The organism is Paenibacillus hunanensis (assembly GCF_034055775.1).
GTDB classification, from domain to species: Bacteria; Bacillota; Bacilli; order Paenibacillales; family Paenibacillaceae; genus Saccharibacillus; species Saccharibacillus hunanensis.
This window is the reverse complement of record NZ_CP139194.1, coordinates 2962223-2986336: the sequence shown is the minus strand read 5'-3', so window position 1 is coordinate 2986336 and position 24114 is coordinate 2962223. Positions and strand designations below refer to the sequence as shown.

The following is a 24114-nucleotide window of genomic DNA, read 5'->3' as shown; positions in this document are numbered from 1 at the left end:
AAATCTTATTCACATCTTATCGCTTTTTGATCGATGTCGTCTGCATGATCATTTACAGCTTACGCAAAAAGATATTTTGGATGCTATGATCAGCTTCCTTTTTCAAAATCAGCTGTGCACGTTCCCGTGTTGGTAAAATATTCTCGTGTAGATTGCGTGCATTGATCGTTTTCCACGTATGCTTGGCCGCCGCATCGGCTTCCTCCTCAGACAGGTTGGAAAAGCGTCCATGGAAATAGGAGTCTGGATTCTGAAATGCGGTCTGGCGTAGCAGCTGGAAGCGTTCGATATACCAGCGTGCGATATCCTGCTCATCCGCATCGATGAAAATAGAAAAATCAAAGAAGTCGCTCACAAAAAGAGGCGTCTCCTTTTTCACCTGTAGTACATTAATGCCTTCCACGATCAAAATATCCGGCGTCTGAATGATCGTCTCCTGATCCTTGAGCACATCATAGGTCAAATGTGAGTATTGTGGAGCGCGAACCTGAGGCTTGCCTGATTTGACATCGCCCATGAAGCGGATCAGACGCTTAATATCATAGCTTTCTGGAAAGCCCTTACGATTCATAATATTATGTTTTTCGAGTACGGCATTCGGGTAAAGGAACCCATCTGTCGTTACAAGGTCTACCTTGCGATGGGTATGCCAGCGCGATAATAGCGTTTGCAATAAGCGCGCTGTCGTGCTTTTGCCTACAGCCACGCTGCCGGCGATGCCGATAATAAATGGTGTTTTCGGAGCCTGAATGTGCAGGAAGCTACCGGTCAGCTGATGAAGCTGCTGGGAAGCGCCCACATACAGATGAATTAAATGGGTAAGCGGCAGGTAAATTTCCTGTACTTCCTGTAGGGATACATGCTCATTTAACCCTTTCAGCTGCTCCAGCTCCTGCTCGGTTAGAGGTAGTGGAGTGTGACTATCGCTCAGAGAGGCCCAGTTCTGGCGATTGAATTCGATGTATGGCGAATAACGTTTCATGTGCTCTCACTTTCTGCATGTTTATTTATTTTACAGTGTATCAAATTTGGCGCATAAAAACCTCATACGAGCGCAGAAAAGTTAGAATTGCCTCGCAAAGTGCCAAATTAAAAAAAATGTTTGCTCAATGTAAAGGAAAAGTGCAAAAAAGACTTATCATCGATAACTCATTAAGCTATAGTTAGTAATATATTTATAAAGAGCGACATGAACAGCACTTTTCTATCCATTTCCCGTGTTTAATAGTAAATCAAGGATGTTTAATATTCAACATATTACATAATGAGTCTTTCATATAGATACTTATTCATATTTTTTTAATATCTCTCACGTATTTCTTTTTTTAAACTAATATTTTTCAACAAACAAATGAATTAATTATTGTAGAATCACATGCTTAAGCGGGCGTGGTGTATGTCAAGAAGGAGGAAGCCGTATGTCCAAGTCAATCAACAAACATTCGATCCCGATTCATCAGGATAATCAACCGGATCATGAACCGTTGGGATTATCCGATATCGATCTGATGCATCATTCAAAAGAAGCCTTCTCCAAAATGCTTGATACACTCGAATTATTACCTTACCGAAATGTGAATGCTTCTGTATCGGCTACCCAGCGTGCACTTCAGGTCGCGCAGCAATCAGGAGACGACGCGCTTATTATCCGTACGCGGCTTATTCAAGCTGATATTATGGCACGTCAGGGGAAAGTAGCTGAGGCAGGGCGCATTATTCGACAGGCGAATGAATGGGCAGAAACCCATCAGCATAATCATCTTCTTGCTCGTAGTCACCGACTATTAGCGAGCTTTTTTCGTCGTTTGGGCGACAATGAGAGTGCGCTTCAGCACGCTGTGATCAGCTCACAGCTATTGCCTGATGATGCGATTCCGCCACTTCGTGCAGATCATCTAATGATGCTTGCACTCACATTGGATGAGGTTGGCGCTTATGATGATTCAACAAAGCATTTTGATGAGGTGCTAAATATCGCCAAAGCGACCGATGATACCCTGCTAAGCTTGTTCGCGCTGAACAATATGGCATACACGCGCTTTGAGATGGGAGATGGCGAAGCCGCCTATCGTCTGGCGAATGAGCTGCGTGATATCGCCGCTCGTACGAACATGCAGCTGAGCGCCTCTCATCTCGATACGATTGCTTCCATTGAGATTCTGCTTGGACATCCGGAAAAAGCAGAGGCGACGCTCGTACCGATGCTACGTGATCCGCTCAGTCGTAAGCTGGGCGATCTGAATGTGCTGCCTGAATGCCTGCTAACGACTGCTGAAGCACAGCGTCTACAGGGCAAGCTCAAGCAGGCACAGAAGACGCTTAACGAGGCGCGCCATATGTGCCGTGAACAGGGATTGACGGGCTTGATGGTGCGTGTACGCTTGCAGCAATCGGAGATGTATGCCGCAGCTGGTGATTATCGTAGAGCCTATGAGGAGCATAAGCTGTACCATCAGGAAAATGAAGCGAAGCGCTCAGCAGAACGTGAAGCACGCGCACGCATTTTGCAAATGACCTTCGACGCAGAGGAAGCGCGTAAGGATAGTGAATATTTTAAAGAAATGGCGCTACGTGATCCGTTAACAGGTCTGCATAATCGACGCTTTATGGACCCGTATCTGGATGATTTGCTTGCCCAATCGCTTATTAATGGTCAGCCGGTAACAGCGGTGCTGATCGATCTGGATCATTTCAAAGAAATCAATGATACGCTCTCTCATCAGGTAGGGGATACCGTACTTGTGAATGTTGCCAAAATTATGTCGATGACGGCGCCTCCTTCTTCAGCGCTCGCACGAATCGGGGGCGAGGAATTCCTCGCAGTATTCAAGGATACAGATGCTGAATGTGGCATGGTTCATGCTACACGTCTATGTCAGGCGATTAGCTCGGCAGATTGGAGTCCGATCACAGGTAAGATGACGGTGACGGCAAGTCTCGGTGTAGGGACAACGACAGGTGGGAATCTTAATCGCATGGAATTGATCGCAATTGCAGATCGCCATTTATATGAAGCAAAGCGCACCGGACGAAATCGAGTGATTGGATATTGCAATACAACGAATACGCTGGAGTAAGTCGACTTCGTGAGGGCTAGCATTTCTGATTCAACAAGCGGATAATAGGATAGGTAACCTTTACAGTTACTTCAATAAAGGAGGACTACCTATGTCTGAACCCTATGCATCATTTGTTCCGGGAAATCCCGGTTATATACCATTGTCTGTACTGGATCTAGCGCCTGTACTAGCAGGCTCGACTCCAGCGCAATCATTCCGTAACAGTCTGGAGCTTGCTCGTCATGCAGAGCAGCTTGGCTATCATCGCTACTGGCTGGCGGAGCATCATAATATGCCGGGCGTAGCTAGCTCGGCAACCTCGGTCGTGATCGGCTATATCGCCGCAGGGACGAGCCGTATTCGTGTTGGTTCGGGTGGCATTATGCTACCCAACCATGCACCGCTTGTCATTGCAGAGCAGTTCGGCACATTGGAGTCGATGTATCCAGGAAGAATCGATCTCGGTCTAGGACGTGCGCCCGGAAGTGATCGGCGTACGACGCTTGCGCTACGACGAGATATCAATAGCGGCGAAGATTTTCCCGAGCTGCTGGAGGAGCTACAGACCTTTTTTGATGCGTCAGCCACCTCATATCACGCGCCTGTACGTGCTGTGCCTGGTGAAGGGCTAAATGTTCCGATCTGGTTGCTGGGCTCCAGTGATTTTAGTGCAAGATTGGCGGCACAAAAAGGATTACCATTTGCGTTTGCCGGACACTTTTCACCGGATTATACGCAGCGTGCATTACGTATCTATCGCGAATACTTCCAGCCCTCCGAGATGTTGAAGGAGCCGTATGTTATTCTTGGTGTGAATGCCATTGCAGCAGATACAGACGAAGAGGCGGAATGGCTCTCTACCACGATGCAGCAGCAATTTCTCAATATTATTCGCGGACGCACCGGACAGATTCAGCCGCCTGCATCAATGGAAGGCAAATGGACAGATTATGAGCAGGCAGCTGTCGAAAAGCAGCTCAGCTCTACGATCAAAGGCGGACCACAGCGTATTCGGCAAGGGCTGGAGCGCTACATGCAGGATACAGGTGTAAATGAACTGATTATGACGAGTATGATTTATGATCAACAGGCAAGACTTCATTCCTATGAGCTGATCGCACAGGCTGCCGGGCTACCACAGACGAAGCAGGGGCAAGCGTTGAGATAACAGTGATCGTAAAGCAAACAGTTAATGGGCATAGCTGACTGATGGGATCATAAAGTGGTGGTCATAATCCAGTTGCTACGATAACTCTGGTGAACCTATATGAGCATAAATAGTGCAGCTTTATGTCTAATCCAAGCGTGCTCAAAGCATATTAAAAGCGTACTGGATGATCGATGTAAGCTAAGGAATACAATCAAATATTCAAAAATAAGCAAGGGACTGCATATGGCTGCGGTCCCTTTTTTGTGTGACGATGGATAGAGACTATGCTGGGTAGGATATCTTTCTACTTTGATTATGATATAAAATTACAGTTGTTATAAGAAGTTTAGAGAATGAACTGTGACCAGCGAGCTAGATCATCACAACGTTGAATCTGTAAAATGCAGATTGCTATAATGGGGTTCATGCCTGATGGAGACGGGTATTAGAGCGCAGACGGTATGTATACACGAATTCACGGTACATGCACTATGATTCCACCTAGTCCACCATGAAGGGAGTGTAATGCGCATGACGAGGGATGCTTATTTTGATAATTTGAAATTTCTGCTGATTGCTCTCGTGGTTGTCGGCCATATGATTGAGCCACTATACGACGATCCGTGGCTTAAGCCATTATATGTATTGATCTATAGCTTTCATATTCCGCTGTTTGTGCTAATCTCAGGCTACTTTGCCAAAAATATCGGTACAGGCGATTATTTTACCAAAGTGATTAGCAAGCTGGTTATTCCGTATGTGATCTTTGAGACACTGTATTCCCTGTTCGATTACTGGCTGTATGATAGATCGCAACTGATCTTTTCTTATTTTACGCCTTACTGGTTGATGTGGTTCTTCTTCAGTATGATTCTATGGAAAACGGCAATGCCGTATATGATTCGAATCCAATACGCATTGCCATTTTCCATCGTGCTTGCCATTCTGGCTGGTTATGCGAATGATGCTGAATACTATGCCAGCGTGTCGCGAACGATCGTGTTTTTCCCATTTTTCCTGGCAGGTTATTATATGGATCGTTCCTGGATTACATGGCTTCAATCACCTGTTGTGAAGAAAATATCGTCATTGCTTCTCTTAACGGCGACTGTATTGATTGCAGTCTACTCACCATTTGTCGTTAAGGAATGGCTGTACGGTAGCTTCTCCTATGAGTCGTTAGGGCATAATGAATGGTCAGCAGGCTTATACCGAATCGGTGTCTACATGCTTGCGATCATCATTGGTGGCGCAGTAATGAGTCTGACTCCAGCGCGCCCGCTCGGTATGATCTCAGAGATGGGCAGTAATACGCTATACACGTATCTACTGCACGGCTTTATCGTTATGGCGATTACAGCCAGCGATATCTATACATGGCTCGGAACAGGAACGACAAGAGTGCTTGTTATACCTGTCAGCCTGCTATTAACCGTATTATTATCGCTGAGCAGTGTACGAGTCGCTTCAGCATGGCTTGTTGAACCCGGAGTAAAACGCATATTCAAGCGACATAGCAGCCGCACCGATCTGGGCTAACATCGGAACAAGCTATCTGGCATGCACAATTTGTAAAATGCTTCAACCGAATCTGTAAATCGTACAGTTCCACTATCGGGAAAGGTTGCATTATACTGGAGAAGTACGAGTTTGGATGTACATCAGCCAATGACAAAGGAGGAATTATTCATGCTTCATTTGCAATCGACAACAAAGCTGTCCAACGGTGTAGAAATGCCGTGGTTTGGTCTGGGTGTATATAAGGTTGAGGAAGGTGATCAGGTCGTTAACTCGGTAAAATGGGCAATCGAAGCGGGCTATCGCAGTATCGATACCGCTGCATTGTATCAAAACGAGGAGGGTGTCGGTCAAGCGATCAAGGAATCCGGTGTTCCACGCGAGGAGCTGTTCATTACAACCAAGGTATGGAACTCGGATCAAGGCTACGATGCGACATTACAGGCTTTTGACAAGAGTCTGAGCAAGCTCGGTCTGGATTATGTTGATCTGTATCTGGTGCACTGGCCCGTCAAAGGCAAGTATAAGGATACGTGGAGAGCGCTGGAGAAGCTGCATGAGGATGGTAAAGTCCGTGCGATTGGCGTATCGAATTTCCAGATTCATCATCTGGAAGACCTGCTCGCCGATGCTAAGGTTCGTCCGGTTGTTAACCAGGTCGAGCTGCATCCACTACTCAGTCAGGTGGAGCTACGCAATTATTGTAAGGAGCAGGGCATTCAGATCGAAGCGTGGGCACCGCTCGCACAGGGAAGACTGCTGGATAATCCAACCCTGCAAGCGATCGCTGATAAGCATGGTAAGTCTATCGCTCAGGTACTGCTGCGCTGGGATATTCAGAGCGGCATCGTAACGATTCCAAAATCGATCAAAAAGGAACGCATTGTGCAAAATGCGGACATTTATGATTTTGAGTTATCGGCGGAGGAAATGAAGCAGATCGATGATCTGAATGAGGATCGCCGCTTTGGTGCTGACCCGGATAATTTTGATTTTTAAATGCAAGCTACGCTTGAGCCGTGTAAGTATATAAGTTGTGCACGTACATGTACACATACGGCAAAGTGTGAATATATGGAACGAAAAATAATACAACATGAAAAGTAATACAAGCAGAAGATCAGTACAAAAAGGTGAAATTAAAAGAAGCGACTTCCTCTACATGGGAGCCGCTTCTTTTGATATTAAAAATGGTTTAGTATTGCGAATAGTGTCGCATTACGAATCGTTTGGATATAGCAATTTGTGATCGCACCGTTATTGTTATAATGCGTTTACTAGGAGTCTATAACAGAGGCTATTTTAAATTTTGAACTGATCAACAACCTCTTGTAGAGAAGTCGACATTTGCTTGAGCTGTGCAGTCGTGGACACCATTTCAGCCAGAGAAGCCGTCTGTTCCTCGGTCATCGCGGATACTTCCTCTGTAAATGCAGCCATGTCCTCCGTAATACTGTTGATTTCCTGCAAAGAAGTACCTACAGCTTGATTACCCTTGGACATCTCAGCCACGGAACCAGCGACCTCATTAATCTGTACATTCAGCTGTCCGATCTGACCCATAATTCGATCAAAGGTTTCACCCGCTTCACCCAGCATCACAACACCATCATCAACCTGACTCGTTGTAGAGGTGACTAGCTCGACAATGCTGTCAATCGCAGCCGTCATCGATTGGATGATCGCAGTGATCTCCTGTGTAGAATGAGAGGATTGATCAGCGAGCTTACGAATCTCATCGGCTACGACGCTGAATCCGCGCCCATGCTCACCTGCACGTGCAGCCTCAATCGCTGCATTAAGTGCCAGCAGGTTCGTTTGGGTAGAGGTCTGAGAGATGTACCCTGTGATAGACAGAATTTGCTGAGAACGCTGAGACAGCTCGTTGACCCCGGTCTCAATTGCACGGAATGCGGTTGCCATGCTCTGTACGCTTTGTACACTGTTTTGAATCTTTTCTCCACCAACGGTTGCGAGCTCCTGTGTCTGACGCGCCATGCCAGCGACAGCCTCGCTTGTATCTGCGACCATACCGAGTCCAGCTATCGACTGCTCAACTACAGAGGAAATATCCTCCGTGCGCGATACCTGACGCTCAGAGCCTAGAGCGATTTTCTGAATCGATTGAGCGACCTCATCTGAGGCACGCGAGTTCTCGTAAGCGCCTTTTTCAAGCTGCTCACTGGCAAGAGCTAACTGTACCGTGTTGGACTGAACGTCTTTAATAATGCGTTGCAGGTTGATCAGCAGGGAGTTAGTTGCCTGTCCAAGATCCCTGACCTCATCATTCGTTTTCACCTCGATACGACGTGTCAGATCCCCACCAGATGAAGCGATATCGTTGATTGTATGGGTGACCAGACGCATATTGCGTGTGATACGGTACGCTATAATAGAGCCGACAAGAAGTGAGATGATAATAACGGCTCCCAGTAATACATACAGCAATATTTTCAAATTCACATTACTATCATGAAGTACGCTTACCCGCTGATCGGTGAGCTGATTTTCTGTTTCTAAAAAGCTTGTAATGGCTGCACGGAAGCTGTCCATATTGGCTTTACCCGGATCGTTAACGAAAAATTGCTGAATGGCTGCGGTATTGTTTTGCTGGCGTAGCGTAATAACAGGGTCACCAGCTATACTAATCCAGTTCTCGATATTTGTCTTAATCTCATTTAGCTTTTGCTGTTGAGCAGGGTTGTCAGACAGCAGTGCATATAATTGATTATAGTTCGATTCCCATTGCGTTTTGCCATCGTTATACGGAGCCAGATAGTTCTCATTTCCCGTAATCACATAGCCACGCTGCCCAGTTTCCATATCGACGATATTCAGACGGATATCATTCGCCAGCTTGTGTACATCCATATCATGACCGGCAATATAAATGATGTTTTGCTCCAGCTCGTTCATTTTCGTGTTCATAATGATAATCGCTACCGCAAAGCAGCACATAATCAATACATAACCAGCTAAAATTTTACTTGCGATGTTAAATCTAATTTTCATAGGTCACCTCATAAATATAATAGTCATAAAGTATGTGTTTGGAAGGTTGATCACGCAATAAAGGGATAAACGTACTAGGCTAAAAGTAGTGGTATCTGTCTGTTCTTAAGTTAAACTTATTTTTCAGTGTTTAATCGACTCCAACACATTTTCTTTTCCTTGATCTTCTGGAACAGATATGATTAACTTCTTCATATCCCGAAGCAATCAACGGATTACAGGCTAGATGTCGTGTAAAGGAGTGAGTGAGCTGGACAAGCTACAAATCAAACGAATAACGACCGCTGATCAAGAGCGTTATGCACAGGCGCTGGAGCTGCGTGACCTTGTGTTGCGTCGTCCACTCGGTATGAGCATCAAGCGAGATCGTCTGGATGGCGAGGATCTGGCTATTCATCTGTGTGCACTGTATGCGGACAAAATGGTAGGCGTGCTCCTGCTCAAGCAGGTGAATCAGGATACGGTACAAATGAAGCAGGTTGCCGTTGATGAAGCATTACGTGGTCAGCAGGTTGGACGTCGGCTGGTAGCGTATGCGGAGCAGGTAGCGATCGAGGAGGGCTACCAGCATATGATGCTGCATGCACGGCAGGTGGCTATTCCCTTTTATGAGAAGCTGGCGTATGAAGCGTATGGAGAGCCATTTACAGAAGTGGGAATTCCCCATCGTATGATGCGTAAGCAGCTGGTACATATAGACACACAGGAAGGAGGCACCAATATATGAGTGAGCTGTATTTTGATTCCTCGTATTTGACGAGCTGGACGACAGCATTAGAGGATAAATTCACACAGGATGGGCAGCATTATGTCGTACTCAAGGAGACGGCATTTTATCCGCATGGAGGTGGTCAGCCGTGTGATGGAGGTACAATTGATGGAATTCCGGTGCTGGATGTGTCTCGTGTAGATGGACGAATTTGGCATCAGATGCCGAGTTTACCGGAGCAGGAGCCTGGGGCAGAGCTATATTGTGAAATTGATTGGCAGCGTCGCTTCGATCATATGCAGCAGCATAGTGGGCAGCATCTATTGTCAGCTACCTGCCTGGAAGTGCTGAATGCGCCCACATTAAGCTTTCATCTGGGAGAGCAGGAGTGCACGATCGATATTGATATCGCTGATCTGGAGCCAGCCAGGCTGCAAGCAGTAGAGCGACAGGTGAATACATATGTATATCGCAATCTGCCGATACGTACGTATAGCGTCGATGAAGCACAGCTTGCGATGATGACACTTGTCAAGCCGCCAAGTGTAACGGGACGTATACGCATCGTGGAGATTGAAGGCATTGAATACAATGCTTGCGGAGGTACGCATGTATCGCGTACAGGTGAGCTTGGCATGATCAAGCTGTACAAAGCAGAGAAGAATAAAGGGCATGTGCGAATTTATTTTCGCTGTGGCTGGCGCGTGCTGGACGATTATACGGAAAGTCTGACCATCAACGACGCGATGGCAGCCCGATTTAATACCGGACGCAAAGACATTGTAGCTCGCTTCGACAAATGGACTGAAGAACAGCGACAGCAGCGGGACGAGCTGGAGCGTCTGCGTCGTGAAAATGATGAATTTGTGATGCAGCAACTGCTCAGTCAGGTTGGTACGGGTACAGCCTATTCGCTGGTGCAGTATGAATGGGCTTCGCGCTCACTTCAGGATGTACAGCGCATGGCTAATCTGTTGATGGAGCAAGGGGAGGATATGGTCATCCTGTTGTCTTCTGCAGATGAACGAAAAGTGGTGCTTGCTCAGCAGGGACACCCTGATCTGAAATGCGGTGCCTTTTTCAAGCAGCATCTGGCTAGCTTTGGCGGTAAGGGCGGTGGCAACGATCGTATGGCGCAAGCAGGATTTGAGTCGCTGGAGCAGCTAAGGGAATTTGTGCAGTTTGCGCAGGGTCAATTACGTGGTGAAGGTAAGGCGTGAAGTCCAGTGATGGAATAGGGAGAGGATATTGTGAATCGTCCCATGCTAGGGTTGAAGCGAGACGAGGTTAAGCTGGTGCAGCATGATCCTTTATGGAAAGAAGAATTTGAACAAATACAGGAGCAAATTATGCAGGTACTACCTCAGTTGCGCACTGAGCAGATTCAGCATATTGGAAGCACTGCAATTATGGATATCCAGGCTAAGCCGGTTATTGATATTGCATTAGGAGTAGAGGACTTTGCTGAACAAAGGTGTCATGCAGAGGAGCCACTTCGAACGATAGGCTTTTATCGATTACGAGTCCAGCGCCAGCAAGAAATCGTATTTGCGCGATTCACCGACTCCACCTATGAAGTGAAGACTCATTTTATTCACTTGATTCCATTTGAGAGTGAGCATTGGAAAAACATGCTTTTCTTTCGCGATTATTTGAATGCTCATGCGGAAATGCGTATGGAGTATGAGCGGTTAAAGCAGTCATTCACAATGGATCAGGGTGATATTGAACAGTATACAGAGCATAAGGAGCAATGGATTCAGCATATTTTCACAAAGCGTGTTGCCGATTGAACTGAGCATGGCTGAGTTTAGAATGCCATAATAGTAGTAGGTAAGATGGAAATGCTCCGAATCTAAACGAGCCTTCTCACAGCGAGCTAGCGTATATCCGCCTGGCTTGCTTGTGGAAAGGCTTTTTATTATATCGACTAGCGTATACGATCAGTTCATTTTACAACTACATGTCGTTTCTTTTACCGCTTTATCAATAGATTAACATCCACTACCCACTGCCTTATGATCCTTCACTATCGTTCATCAGGAGAACTGATAGAACCTATAAGGCATTCTAATTGACCGTTTACGCGCACTATGATACCTTCAAATAAGCAGAATAAATCTGAGCACTATACTAGGAATTAGCGCGTTGTTAGAGATGACAAGTGCTAGATGATGGGGTGGATATCGTTGGAATTTCAAGCAACTAACAGTCCTTTTACAGGGGAGCAGGCCGAGCTTCTCAATCGTTTATTACCTGGATTAACCGAAACACAGCGCATCTGGCTGAGTGGATACCTGACGGCTTCTTTGCATACCGGTGCAATCGCAGCCGCTCCTACAGTAGCATCGTCCGCAGCCGTAGCGGAACCAGTTGCTCCTGTAGCTGATGTACCGAAGGATGTGACCGTATTATTCGGCTCGCAAACAGGCAATGCACAGGGACTTGCGAAAAAGCTGGCACAACAGCTGACTGCGCAAGGCTTTGACGTGACCTTATCCTCGATGGGCGATTACAAAACGAATAATCTCAAAAAAGTTCATAATCTATTCGTTCTGGCAAGTACGCAGGGTGAAGGCGATCCGCCAGATAATGCGATTCCATTTTATGAATTTTTACACAGCAAGCGTGCGCCACAGCTAGCAGAAACGAAATTCGCCGTGCTGGGGCTGGGTGATACATCGTATGAGTTCTTCTGTCAGACTGGAAAAGACTTCGATAAGCGCCTTGAAGAGCTAGGGGCAGAGCGCATCGTACCGCGTGCCGATTGTGATGTGGACTTTGAAGAGCAAGCAGGTGAGTGGATCGGACAGGTGCTGAGTGCTCTGGGTGAAGCTAGCGCTGCTGCTTCAGTCGTAGCCGCACCGACAGCTGCGGCGAGCGTGAACGAGGAAGCTTCGCCGTACTCCCGTACGAATCCATTTCCAGCAGAGGTTCTGGAAAATCTGAACTTGAACGGACGCGGTTCGGATCAGGAGACTCGCCATGTGGAGCTATCGTTAGAAGGCTCAGGCTTGAGCTATGAGCCAGGGGATAGTCTGGGTGTATATCCGCAAAATCATCCACAGCTCGTAGAGGACATTTTGCAGGCAACAGGCTGGAATGGTGATGAGACGATTACATTGAACAAAAATGGTGATACGGCAAGCGTGCGTGATGCTCTGTTGCATCATTATGAGATTACAGTTTTGACAAAGCCATTGCTGGAAAAGGTGGCTGGTCTGGCAGATAACGAGCAGCTGGATGCACTATTAGAGGAAGGACGAGCGCAGGATCTACGTGCGTATCTGCAAGGTCGCGATCTGCTGGATCTGATTCAGGATTACGGTCTGGGCAGCATCCCAGCTGATGAACTGCTATCGCTGCTTCGTAAAATTCCAGCACGACTGTACTCCATTTCCAGTAGCTTCAAGGCTTCACCGGATGAGGTACATCTGACAGTACGCAAAGTAGCATACGAGCAGCATGGTCGTCAGCGTTATGGCGTATGCTCTGTGCATCTTGCTGAGCGTCTGGAAGCAGGCGATACGCTGCCTGTATACATTCAGCACAATGATAACTTCAAGCTGCCACAGGATGCCTCCACACCGATCATTATGATTGGCCCAGGCACAGGCGTAGCGCCTTTCCGTTCCTTTATCGCTGAACGTGAGGAGACGGGTGCAGAAGGTAAAAGCTGGCTATTCTTCGGGGATCGCCGCTTTGCTACAGATTTCTTATATCAAACAGAATGGCAACGCTGGCTCAAGGATGGCGTGCTGACACGGATGGATGTGGCTTTCTCCCGTGATAGCGATAAGAAGGTCTATGTACAGCATCGCATGCTCGAGCGCAGTCGCGAGCTGTATGAATGGATTCAAGAGGGTGCTGTGCTGTACGTCTGCGGTGATGAGAAGCATATGGCGAACGATGTGCATCTGACACTGGAACAGATTCTGATTCAGGAAGGGAAGTTGAGTCAGGAGGCAGCAGCCGAATACTTGAGCACGATGTTGCAGCAAAAGCGTTATCAGCGCGACGTATATTAAGCTACGCTTGATGGGGAATGTCCGCGATTACGAGAGGAGAACAAACCATGGTCCAGTATGAAAAATATCCACCGCATGATCGTCCTCACAGCGATGTTGAGGATATCAAGCGTAATAGTAAATATTTGCGTGGCAGTCTGGAAGAGACGCTGCGTGATCCGATTACCGGTTCCATCCCTGAGGATGATAACCGACTGATGAAGCACCACGGAAGCTATATGCAGGATGATCGTGATCTGCGTAATGAGCGTAAAAAGCAAAAGCTAGAGCCCGCATATCAGTTCATGCTACGTGTGCGTGCATCCGGTGGAATTGTTACACCTGCACAATGGCTCATGATGGACGATATTGCTCATAAATACGGCAATGGCACAATCCGTCTGACTACACGCCAATCGTTTCAGTTGCATGGTGTACTGAAATGGAATCTGAAAAATACGATTCGTGAAGTGAACGATGCACTGCTCAGCACGCTTGCTGCCTGTGGTGACGTCAATCGGAACGTAATGTGTAATACCAATCCAGATCAATCTGCGGTACACGCGCAGGTATACGATTGGGCATGTAAAGTAAGTACGCACCTCGATCCGCGTACGCGTGCTTATCACGAAATCTGGCTGGATGAGGAAAAGATCATCGACAGCCGCGAGCTGGAAGCCGAGCAGGAGCCGATCTATGGCGCTGTCTATCTGCCGCGCAAGTTCAAGATCGGCATCGCCGTTCCACCATCCAATGATGTGGATGTATTTTCCCAGGATCTTGGCTTTATCGCGATTGTGGAAAATGGCACGCTTGTCGGCTTTAATGTAGCGGTAGGTGGCGGTATGGGCATGACGCACGGCGATACGGCAACGTATCCGCAGGTGTCGAAAGTGATTGGGTTTATTACACCGGATCAGATGATCGATGTTGCTGAGAAGGTCGTCACCATTCAGCGTGACTATGGCGATCGTGCAGTACGTAAGCATGCTCGTTTCAAATATACGATTGATGATCGTGGACTGGACTGGCTTGTTAGCGAGCTGCATGAGCGTCTGGGCTGGCAGCTACAGGAAGCACGTCCGTACCAGTTTGATCATAACGGCGATCGTTATGGCTGGGTAAAAGGCAGCAATGGCAAATGGCTGTTCACGTTATTTGTGCAAAATGGTCGTATCGTCGATCTGGATGATTACAAGCTGATGACAGGCTTGCGTGAAATCGCAAAAGTGCATACTGGCGACTTCCGCCTGACGCCGAATCAAAACCTGATCATCGGCGATGTGAGCAGCCAGAAGAAGAAAAAAATCGAATCTCTGATCGCGCAATACGGTCTGACCGACGGCGCGCATTATTCCGCATTGCGTCGTAATTCGATGGCATGTGTATCCCTGCCAACCTGCGGCATGGCGATGGCGGAAGCAGAGCGCTATCTGCCAACACTGATCGACAAGCTGGAGCTTGAGCTGGATCAAGCAGGTCTGCGTAATGAAGATATTGTTGTTCGTATGACCGGTTGCCCGAACGGCTGCGCACGTCCAATGCTGGCAGAGCTGTCGTTTATCGGGAAAGGGCCAGGTAAGTACAATATGTATCTGGGCGGCGGGTTTGATGGTAGTCGTTTGAACAAGCTGTACCGTGAAAATATCGGGGAAGAGGAGATTCTATCCTCGCTGAAGCCGATCTTCCAGCGTTATGCAACCGAGCGCACAGATGGTGAACATTTTGGTGATTTTGTCATTCGTGCAGGGTATGTAGAAGCGGTGCATGATGGGCGTCAGTTTCATGCTTAATTTGAATTAAGTTAGAGTGCATTAGGAATGAAATAATAGAATAACGCATAACAGCCGCGAGAGAAGGGAAGGATTACTTTAAACTCGCGGCTGTTTTATTTATGCGCGGTGAATAGCTTATAAAGTGAATTTTAAAATAGCTTGAGGGTGGGAAGACGAGCGAAAAAGATTTTAGAAATACAAGAATAATATAAAAAATCAATATATGAAAAATTCATAATAGAAACGAACAAATACGTATCTACTCTGAAATTAATAAAGATCGGAGTTGATAAAAAAATAATGCTTAACAGCAATAGAGCAATAACTTGAATGACTTAGCAAAATATAAAAATAGAAGTTCAATCATGCAAAATTGGGATATTTGAGTGATTTTCGTGGACTCACCGATCGCTCGAAACATGAAAAAAAATCGAATGATCGAATGGCAGCAACAGAGGAAGCAGAGAAGTTTTAAATCATATTCTAAACCAACTTACACTACTAAGATTAAAATTTCATTATATGAAAAATTCACAATAATAAAACCAAAATTCGTCGTATCAACGAGCATTAAACCACCCCCCACAACCAAATGCGAAACACTTCCCATTGCACATATCCTTGAAAAAACCTACTATTTTAATAAAGGATCAAAAGCTAATAACATAAACACTCATCTTAAACTAAACCGTTATCGGAGGAAGCTATGACCAAACAGGCGCTTGTCATTATCGATATGCAGGAAATCTTTTTCAATAGCGAGGAAAACGCACTATATGAACGCGATTCTCTCATCAAGCGTGTCAATACACTCATTGAAAAGGCTAGAGCCGAGCAGGTGCCCGTTGTATTCATTCAGCATTGTGAAGAGCACCCAGACGACGAGTTTTATCCAGGCAAGCCAGATTGGGAGATCAGTCATCAATTACATCGCTTGCCGGAGGATGCGGTATTCCGTAAGACACGCTGGGATTCCTTTTATCGAACAGAATTACTGGATTGGCTGCGTCGTAACGAGATCGAGCAGATTGTATTTGCAGGTGCACAGACGGAGTTTTGCCTGGATACGACACTTCGCAATGCCTACAGTATCGGTTACCAGAACAATATCGTGGCAAAGAATGCACATAGCACGCTGGATAGCGAGGTTTTATCAGCGGAGCAGATCATTCATCATCATGAGTATGTGTGGAATGGGCGCTTTGCCAGAGTAGAGCCAGTGGAACAGATTACATTCGGAAAGTAACAAAATTACAACGCTCTATGGATACTCATCGCTCGCATGATAGCACATATCCATATTGAGACAGTGAAATCCAGCCCTATGATTTTCAATACAAGGTATATAAAATTGTAAAAAGAGCCGATGAATTACTAAAAGTGGCATTGCTTCGATCAGTCTTAGCATACCAAACAGAGCAGCAACCGATAGGTATATCCATTCCAAACTCCATTTTCGCTACGTACTGAGTAATGGTTACCTGGAGAGATGCTGTTCTGTTTTTGCTTTTATTTCTGTGCGGTTGGGATAGCTGAGATAAGTTGTTTTATATCATCATTTTGGAGCATTACGATTTGGCAAACAGAGAACGATAGAAAGCTCATCGAAAAATTATCCTTTCCTATCTTCTAGCTTTAGGGTCAGGGGTGCTATAATACGAGTATCGTGACCGAAAAGAGAGGTAGTTCATTTGCACAAAAAAGTAAGCGTTTTATTAGCGGTGGTCTGTCTGACTCTTTTGGCTTTCACATTATCGTCGGCGGTACGGTTTGTCGAGTCCGCACATGAGCTGCCACAGTCGGGTAATCAGCAGCATTCCAAATACCGCCTCGTTCTGATCACCTCCGATATGGGGACACCGTTCTGGCAAAAGCTTGGAACGAGTGCAGAGCTGGAAGCACAAAGTTTGGATGCAACCTTAGAAATCTGGGGAAGCTATGGCGAGGATCGGGAAAGCTTCTTGAAGCAGCTAGAGATTGCAATCGATTCGCGCGTTGATGGGATTATTGTACAAGGAATTGATACGAGCGAATTTAACAATTTAACGAAGGTAAAGGCTGCCTTTTATGGCATTCCGATTATTACCGTTGCCAGTGATGTACCGGTAGAGGAAAGCTTACGCAAAATGTATGTGGGCTCCAGTCCTATAGCTGCTGGACAAATGCTTGCACGCCAGCTTGTGCATAATCTTGGTGAACAGGGAACCGTAGTGCTGATGGGAGATAATCGAAATGAATATGATCAGCGTCAGCGGCTAGCTGGGATTAAGCAGGTGTTAGCACAGTATCCGAATATTCACTCCCTCTATGTACAGACACCGGAAGTTCGTGAAAGTATTATTGCAGCTACTCAGGACGCGATGAACAAGCTCCCTAATGTAAGCGCTTTTATATCGATTGATTCCAATCTTACGGAAGCGATGGTGCAGGAGATCAGCCAGCGTGCACGAGTGGAGTCATTTAAAATTTATTCGTTTGACGACAATCCTGATGTTCTTCCGTTACTACGAAGCGGCAAGATCGATGGCATTCTGGAGCAGTCGCCCGAGATGATGGGAAAGGTGAGCGTGCAAATGATGATCAAGTGGCTCAAAGGAAGCCCGCTACCGATACAGGGCGAAGGCTATTTAACCGATATTCATATGCGAACGGCGGCGGATGAACAATGATCGGGATTCAACGGAAAATATGGACGCTAACCGCGATGATTATGTTCATCATGCTGATGATCTGGATTACATTGATGTACTACAACCAGAAGACGGAGAATCAATACAATGAAATTTTACAGCGATATTTACGCTTAAATGAAGTGACGACCTCCAGCCAGCAAGTGGTGACCTCGCTCAATAGTTATTTGATCACACCAGCAGAGGGTAATCTGAGCAGTCTTCGTCGCAAGGAAGAGATGCTTCGTAGTGCACAGCTCGATATTAGTAATCTGCGTAATAGTGAGAATGATTTTGCATTAACAGGCTATATCAATTTGATCGATAGCTTGATTGAAACCTCAGAGCGTGCGGTCATGTTCCATTCAGAAAAGGAAAGTGAGGATTCAGCCGATGCATTTGCCGAGGCGACCCGTATATCGAAGTACATTTCCGATATGACGCTAACGCTGCTGGATAAGGAGCTAAGCACCTATGAGCAGTTTTACCGTGGCATTATTGAACAGTCGGCAGAGCTGAAAAAGCTGGGCATCTGGATTCTTGTAACGATGACCTTCTGGCTTCTGCTGTTTACGTACTGGTTCTCACTGAGTATTACGCGTCCGATTCAGCAGCTCACTCGTGCTGCACAGGAGCTGGCGAAGGGACGCTTCGATCTACAGGTACGCGTTAATTCCTCTGATGAGATCTCCTTTCTGGCGAAGATGTTTGAGCATATGAGGATTAGCATTAACGGACTCATCTCCGAAATTCAGCAAAAGGCGCAGCTTGAAAATGAATTACAGCGTAACAAGCTACTGCTACAGGAGAGCCAGCTTCGCAGTCTACAAAGTCAGATCAATCCCCATTTTCTATTTAATATTCTAGACACGTTATCGAAAAAAGCATTTCTGGAGGGTGCCGAGGAAACGAGTGATCTGCTCGTTAGTGTAGCCGGACTATTACGCTACAATCTCAAGCGGTTGGATCGTTCGGTGACGCTCTATGAAGAAGTGCGTGTGATGAAGCAATATATGGAGATACAGAAGGCGCGTTTTACCGATCGATTGCGCCTGTATACAGATATTGATGAAGAATGCCTATCGATTCAGATGCCGGGGCTCACGCTACAGCCGATTATTGAAAATGCGATCAATCATGCGGTAGAGCCAGATGAGCATGGCGGTACGATTGAGATGATCGTCCATGATCAGGGTGAGCATGTGATCATTGAGATTGCTGATGATGGGCCCGGCATGAGTAGCGACAAGATCGAGCAGATTCTGAATGAACAGCCCCTGGAAAACGAAGGGCATTCTACAGGGATTGGCTTTACCAATGTGGTACAGCGATTGCGTTTATTTTATGGAGTACATGATGTGATTGATATTAATAGTGCCGAAGGCGCCGGTGTGAGAGTGCGACTGACTATACCGAAAACGAGGAGAATCGACGCTTATGATGAAGCTGCTTATCGTTGATGACGAGCAGGTAGGACGCGAAGGACTACAGGCTATTTTACACCGGGGCTTTCCTGACAACCTGACGATTGAGCAGGCGAAGAATGGCAAGATTGCTGTGGAGCTTGCCGAGCAATTTCAGCCCGATCTGATTTTGATGGATATTAAAATGCCAGGTATGGATGGACTGGAAGCAACCGAGGTGATCAGCTCGCGCTTTCCTGATATTAAATTTATTATGATTACGGCTTACGATACGTTCGACTATGCCCGTCGTGCGCTCAAGCTAGGGGTCAAGGATTATTTGCTCAAGCCAAGCAAAGCGGGGGAGATCATTTCGACTGTGAAGCGTGTACTGAACCAGATCGATCAGGAACGCTCTAATCGCGAGCAAAATTTGCAGCGCGAGCATACCTTACAGCGCCTCCTGCCTGTCATTGAGACAGATATGGTAACACAGCTCTTATTTGATCATGTGCATGAGGTGCATTTGGATGAGATGGTTGGCTGGCTGCATGTGAACCCCGATTGTGAGAAATTCGCTATGGCGGTCATTATTCCAGAGGAAGGCGAGCATCTATACCCTGCTATACGGGATCGAGTGAGCCGCACAGGTAGCGGATTGGTCGGTGCGCTGAATGGACGGCAAATTCCGATTATTGCTTTTCGGCGTAATGGGCAATCGCTGCGTGCGCAGGCATCGGAGCTGGCACAGGAGTTACTGGTGGCTGCTGGGCCAAAGCTGCGCAGTCAATGCTTTATCGGTATTGGTAATGCGTATGGTGTGCACGCCCAGCTTCGCCAGTCGTATCAGGAGGCATTGATTGCGACGAGTAATACGAATTTGCCGGTTAAATATCGCTTTTATATGGATCATGCATCTACTTATACTCCGGATAACAGTCACCGTGAAGCAAGACTGGCAGAGCAGCGATTGTTTGATCAGGTTCGTCTGGGGGATTGGGAGCATGTACGTGAGGATACGATGCAATTTATTCGCTTTTACGAGGAGCAAGGATTGGATCGTCTGCATGCACAGCAGCTCATTTTACAGCGGCTATGGATCGCATCGCGGATGCTAACGGAAATGGGCGTTGAGCTAGAGGCTCCAGTGTACTCATCCAGTGTGCAGGATTATCGTCAGTTGCGTTATGAGACTGCACTCATGCTAGAGCAGATGCGTAGTCAGTATGAGGAGTATAGTCAGAAGATCAAGCCAGATACCATTCGCCAGATCAAGCAATATATTATGGAGCATTCCAGTCAGGATATATCACTGGAGGGGATCGGTGATCAATTCGGGCTCAGTCCTTTTTATATTAGTAAGCTATTCAAGGAGCAGCTTGGAGTGAACTACATCGACTTCCTGACCGAGTGCCGAATCACACGTGCAAAGAAGCTCATGGCTGATCCGAATCTGAGTTTAAAAGAAATTACCTATGAGGTTGGCTATCGCGATCCGAACTATTTTAGCAAAGTGTTTAAAAAGATGGCGGAGGTATCGCCAACAGAATATCGCAAGACGCTACTCGGTGCGCGCGAATGAGTAGTCAGCGATCCTTTACCTACGGTAACGCTAACATCCAGCATTCTCGTGCGAATCCTGCCAAACGACTACGTATAGGCATCGTATTAACATTGTTCTTCTTGATTGTTAGTCTGCTGCTCGTCTCCTGCTCGAATGAAGAAGGAGCATCAGGCGAGCCGAATTCAAGCTCCATCGCTACAAGCAATTCTGAACGTACAGATACCCGCCATCAATATAAGCCAGATGCGCATACCCCGACATCAGCAGCCTCCAAACAGGCAATCAATTCTTCCAAACCGGGTCAAATTCGAATTGGCTTTGCGATGGATACGCTGGTGGAGGAACGTTGGAAGAAGGATCGAGACTTATTTGTAAAGGCGGCAGAACGGATGGGAGCATCCGTTGTCGTTGCTTCAGCAGACAGTAATGACGCCAGACAAATTCAGCAGGCAGAGCAAATGATCGCCGATGGTATCGATGTGCTCGTTCTCGTTCCACATAACGCAGATGCAACTGCCGCGATTGTGAATCGCGCTCATAAAGCAGGGGTCAAGGTGCTATCCTATGATCGACTGGTGAAGAACGCCGATGTAGATCTGTATGTCTCCTTTGATAACGAGCAGGTAGGACGTTTACAGGCAGATGCAATCACCACCATTGTAAAGGAAGGCAAATACGTCTATATCGGTGGCGCAGATACAGATAATAATGCGCATATGTTCAAGCAGGGTGTATTTGATATATTGCAGCCGAAGATCGATTCTGGTCAAATTCGCGTAGTGTACGATCAATGGTCAAAGGACTGGAAGCCTTCTTCTGCATTTCAGCACATGCGCGAAGCACTTCAGGCGAGCCATAATCGCATTGATGCCGTCATCGTAGCCAATGACGGAACCGCAGGAGGTGTGGTTCGCGCCTTACAAGAACAAGGACTAGCTGGCAAAATCCCCGTCGCAGGCCAGGACGGCGACCTAGCAGCAGCTCAGCGTATCGTCCAAGGCACCCAGACGATGACCGTCTATAAACCAATCGGCAAACTAGCTAATGTAACAGCAGAGCTAGCTATCAAGCTAGCCAAAGACGAGCCCATTGAAACAACACGCCAGGTCAATAACGGCAAAATCGAAGTTCCTTCCGTACTTCTCTCCCCAGTCGCCGTCAACGCAACCAATATCGACAACACCCTGATCGCCGATGGCTTCCATACCAAAGAAGAAATATACGGAAAAAATAAATAACTACAATCATTAATTATAGAGGTCATCATCACCTCCAACTCGCCCAACCCATCCCGACTTAAAATATGAACCGGACAATATACAATCCACCCCCTACTCAACACAAGCCATCTATTAAAATACCTCTTCAATTGTTTACCAATTTCTTTTCAATGGCTCACCATATGACTAACACTAAAATAAAACCCCAAAAGCCTGAATACAGCAAACTCAGCTGTATCCAGGCATTTTTATACCCTAAATCATTGAAAAAACACGTCAAAGGTATAAAGGTATTTCACTGCCAATCATCATCATGATGTTCTCGATCTTCATATCTACGTATAACAAAGGCAGCGGAGCAAGTAGTATTTATAGCTAGCTTTTCTTTTGTATTTTCTTCTATACTTCTCTTTCTACTGCTCCCCCTCCACAAGAGGCGCTTATGTATATTCCCCATGATGCAATCCGCACAGAACGGAGGGAAGGAAATAAGGGGAAAGGACGACTTATAGTGTTAGTGCTTTTCTAACACGGAGTTCAATGAAGAGTGATTTTTGCGAAGCAAAATATCTTACAGCTTTGGAGGGGCGGGAATCTACATTCATTCCTAATCCAGTAGATTCCCGCGGCTCCACCCGAGTCCGTCCCCTTATTCCTTCCCGAAGTGGTGCCCATCCCATCCTCCTCCCATATACACAACCCTCCCCACCCTAATGATAAAAAAATACAGACAGTAGCAAAAGAGTGCTATATTTAAGCGCTTACATTGATGGTCCACGATGCTATGATGAACTCGTAAGCAAAACAGACAAGCATCGAAAGGGGTAATACCATTGAAAAAACACGTTAAAGGTATTTCGCTGCTAATCATCATCATGATGTTCTCAATCATCATGTCCGCCTGTAATAACGGCGGTGGAACAAGCAGTGGTAGCGGTGGGGACGGCGCAATCAGCGTAGGTATCGTACTGCCAACGAAGGATGAGCCAAGATGGGTACAGGACGAGCAACGCTTCAAAGAAGCACTCTCCGGAACGAAGTACTCCACTGAGATTCTGTTCAGCCAGGGATCTTCCGCTAAAGAAAAAGAAAACGTGGAAACACTGATCAATAAAGGCATCAAAGTACTGATCATCTGTCCTCAAGACGGTGCAGCGGCAGCAGCAGCTGTAGAATCTGCGAAAAAAGAAGGCATCACCGTTATCTCCTATGACCGTCTGATCACAGATACAGATGCAGTAGACTACTATGTAACATTCGATAGCCTGGCAGTAGGTGCGGCACAAGCGAAGTACCTCGTTGACCATGCAAAAGGTAAAAGCGAGCCATTGTACCTGTATGCTGGAGCATCCTCTGATAACAACGCATTCCTGTTCTTCCAGGGTGCATGGGAAGTACTGCAACCAAAAATTGCAGATGGCACATTCAAAATCGCTAACTCCACTCAAGCAGATGCACTGAAAGATACAAAAGAGCTGACTCGTGACCAACTTGGCTCCATTATCGGTCAGGTAACGACAAACTGGGATCCAAACGAAGCGAAAAACAAAGCACAGACTCACCTGACTGCGGCAGCAGCTGACATGAAGGGCGATGTAGCTATCCTGGCACCAAACGATGGTACAGCTCGTTCGATCGCTGACGTATTCGGCGCTGATTCTGCAATCAAGAGCTATGTGATCACAGGTCAGGATGCAGAGCAAGCTTCGATCCAGTACATCATCGATGGTAAACAATCCATGACCGTATTCAAAGATGTTCGCACACTCGTTAAAGATGCAATGGGTATGGCTGTAGAGGTTCTGGATGGTAAAACTCCTGAAACTACAGGCTCCTACAATAACGGTAGCGTAGATGTAAAAGCAAAACAAACCGACGTTATCGTTGTAGACAAAGACAATGTGAAAAAAGAGCTGATTGACTCCGGTTACTATAAAGCTTCTGATTTCACCGGACTGTAAGCGCAGCAGCGTTATAGCTACATGGCAAAACAGGGACGGGAGGCTGTTCCTGTTTTGCAATTCATCT

Annotated in this window: 17 protein-coding genes; 15 read left to right on the top strand and 2 right to left on the bottom strand. The window is 46.5% G+C overall.

Features of this window, described 5'->3' with window-relative positions:
- Nucleotides 1-52 precede the first annotated feature (52 nt).
- On the bottom strand, nucleotides 53-982 hold the full coding sequence (gene coaA / locus SK066_RS12110; protein ID WP_188774737.1) for a type I pantothenate kinase: 930 nt from the start codon (nucleotides 980-982) through the stop codon (nucleotides 53-55).
- A gap of 436 nt (nucleotides 983-1418) precedes the next feature.
- On the opposite strand from coaA, the gene SK066_RS12105 reads away from it, so the two are divergent.
- The 4 genes from SK066_RS12105 (at nucleotide 1419) to SK066_RS12090 (ending at nucleotide 6726) form a co-directional block, all read left to right on the top strand.
- A complete protein-coding gene (locus SK066_RS12105) occupies nucleotides 1419-3077 on the top strand; it encodes a GGDEF domain-containing protein (RefSeq protein WP_320541689.1) in 1659 nt (552 codons plus the stop codon).
- Nucleotides 3078-3168: 91 nt separating this feature from the next.
- Nucleotides 3169-4227, top strand: a complete 1059-nt coding sequence (locus tag SK066_RS12100; protein WP_320541688.1) for an LLM class flavin-dependent oxidoreductase — start codon at nucleotides 3169-3171, stop codon at nucleotides 4225-4227.
- A 513-nt stretch (nucleotides 4228-4740) separates the two neighbouring features.
- On the top strand, nucleotides 4741-5748 hold the full coding sequence (locus SK066_RS12095) for an acyltransferase family protein (protein WP_320541687.1): 1008 nt from the start codon (nucleotides 4741-4743) through the stop codon (nucleotides 5746-5748).
- Nucleotides 5749-5898: 150 nt separating this feature from the next.
- The gene (locus tag SK066_RS12090; protein WP_320541686.1) at nucleotides 5899-6726 is read left to right on the top strand and encodes an aldo/keto reductase; all 828 of its coding nucleotides are present in this window, start codon (nucleotides 5899-5901) and stop codon (nucleotides 6724-6726) included.
- A 303-nt stretch (nucleotides 6727-7029) separates the two neighbouring features.
- Here the strand turns inward: SK066_RS12090 and SK066_RS12085 are convergent, their stop codons facing one another.
- Nucleotides 7030-8739, bottom strand: coding sequence for a methyl-accepting chemotaxis protein (locus SK066_RS12085; protein WP_320541685.1), 1710 nt, complete (start codon nucleotides 8737-8739; stop codon nucleotides 7030-7032).
- A gap of 226 nt (nucleotides 8740-8965) precedes the next feature.
- On the opposite strand from SK066_RS12085, the gene SK066_RS12080 reads away from it, so the two are divergent.
- The 11 genes from SK066_RS12080 (at nucleotide 8966) to SK066_RS12030 (ending at nucleotide 24047) form a co-directional block, all read left to right on the top strand.
- The gene (locus tag SK066_RS12080; RefSeq protein ID WP_320541684.1) at nucleotides 8966-9466 is read left to right on the top strand and encodes a GNAT family N-acetyltransferase; all 501 of its coding nucleotides are present in this window, start codon (nucleotides 8966-8968) and stop codon (nucleotides 9464-9466) included.
- Complete coding sequence (locus SK066_RS12075) at nucleotides 9463-10668, top strand: alanyl-tRNA editing protein (RefSeq protein WP_320541683.1); 1206 nt, start codon at nucleotides 9463-9465, stop codon at nucleotides 10666-10668. The genes SK066_RS12080 and SK066_RS12075 overlap by 4 nt, the downstream gene beginning before the upstream one ends.
- A 30-nt stretch (nucleotides 10669-10698) precedes the next feature.
- A complete protein-coding gene (locus tag SK066_RS12070) occupies nucleotides 10699-11241 on the top strand; it encodes a GrpB family protein (RefSeq protein ID WP_320541682.1) in 543 nt (180 codons plus the stop codon).
- Between the two features lie 396 nt (nucleotides 11242-11637).
- Nucleotides 11638-13476 (top strand): assimilatory sulfite reductase (NADPH) flavoprotein subunit, encoded by a 1839-nt coding sequence (locus SK066_RS12065; protein WP_320541681.1) that lies wholly within the window; start codon nucleotides 11638-11640, stop codon nucleotides 13474-13476.
- A gap of 47 nt (nucleotides 13477-13523) precedes the next feature.
- The gene (cysI, locus tag SK066_RS12060; protein WP_188774728.1) at nucleotides 13524-15248 is read left to right on the top strand and encodes an assimilatory sulfite reductase (NADPH) hemoprotein subunit; all 1725 of its coding nucleotides are present in this window, start codon (nucleotides 13524-13526) and stop codon (nucleotides 15246-15248) included.
- A 688-nt stretch (nucleotides 15249-15936) separates the two neighbouring features.
- The gene (locus tag SK066_RS12055) at nucleotides 15937-16476 is read left to right on the top strand and encodes a cysteine hydrolase family protein (RefSeq protein WP_320541680.1); all 540 of its coding nucleotides are present in this window, start codon (nucleotides 15937-15939) and stop codon (nucleotides 16474-16476) included.
- Nucleotides 16477-16921: 445 nt separating this feature from the next.
- Nucleotides 16922-17899: a sugar ABC transporter substrate-binding protein gene (locus SK066_RS12050; protein WP_320541679.1), complete on the top strand. Its 978-nt coding sequence runs from the start codon at nucleotides 16922-16924 to the stop codon at nucleotides 17897-17899.
- Nucleotides 17896-19359, top strand: coding sequence for a sensor histidine kinase (locus SK066_RS12045; RefSeq protein WP_250343093.1), 1464 nt, complete (start codon nucleotides 17896-17898; stop codon nucleotides 19357-19359). Before SK066_RS12050 ends, SK066_RS12045 begins: the two co-directional genes overlap by 4 nt.
- A complete protein-coding gene (locus SK066_RS12040) occupies nucleotides 19337-20884 on the top strand; it encodes a response regulator (RefSeq protein ID WP_320541678.1) in 1548 nt (515 codons plus the stop codon). The genes SK066_RS12045 and SK066_RS12040 overlap by 23 nt, the downstream gene beginning before the upstream one ends.
- Nucleotides 20881-22104, top strand: coding sequence for a D-xylose ABC transporter substrate-binding protein (gene xylF, locus SK066_RS12035; RefSeq protein WP_320541677.1), 1224 nt, complete (start codon nucleotides 20881-20883; stop codon nucleotides 22102-22104). Before SK066_RS12040 ends, xylF begins: the two co-directional genes overlap by 4 nt.
- Nucleotides 22105-22919: 815 nt before the next feature.
- The gene (locus SK066_RS12030) at nucleotides 22920-24047 is read left to right on the top strand and encodes a sugar ABC transporter substrate-binding protein (protein WP_320541676.1); all 1128 of its coding nucleotides are present in this window, start codon (nucleotides 22920-22922) and stop codon (nucleotides 24045-24047) included.
- Nucleotides 24048-24114 lie beyond the last annotated feature (67 nt).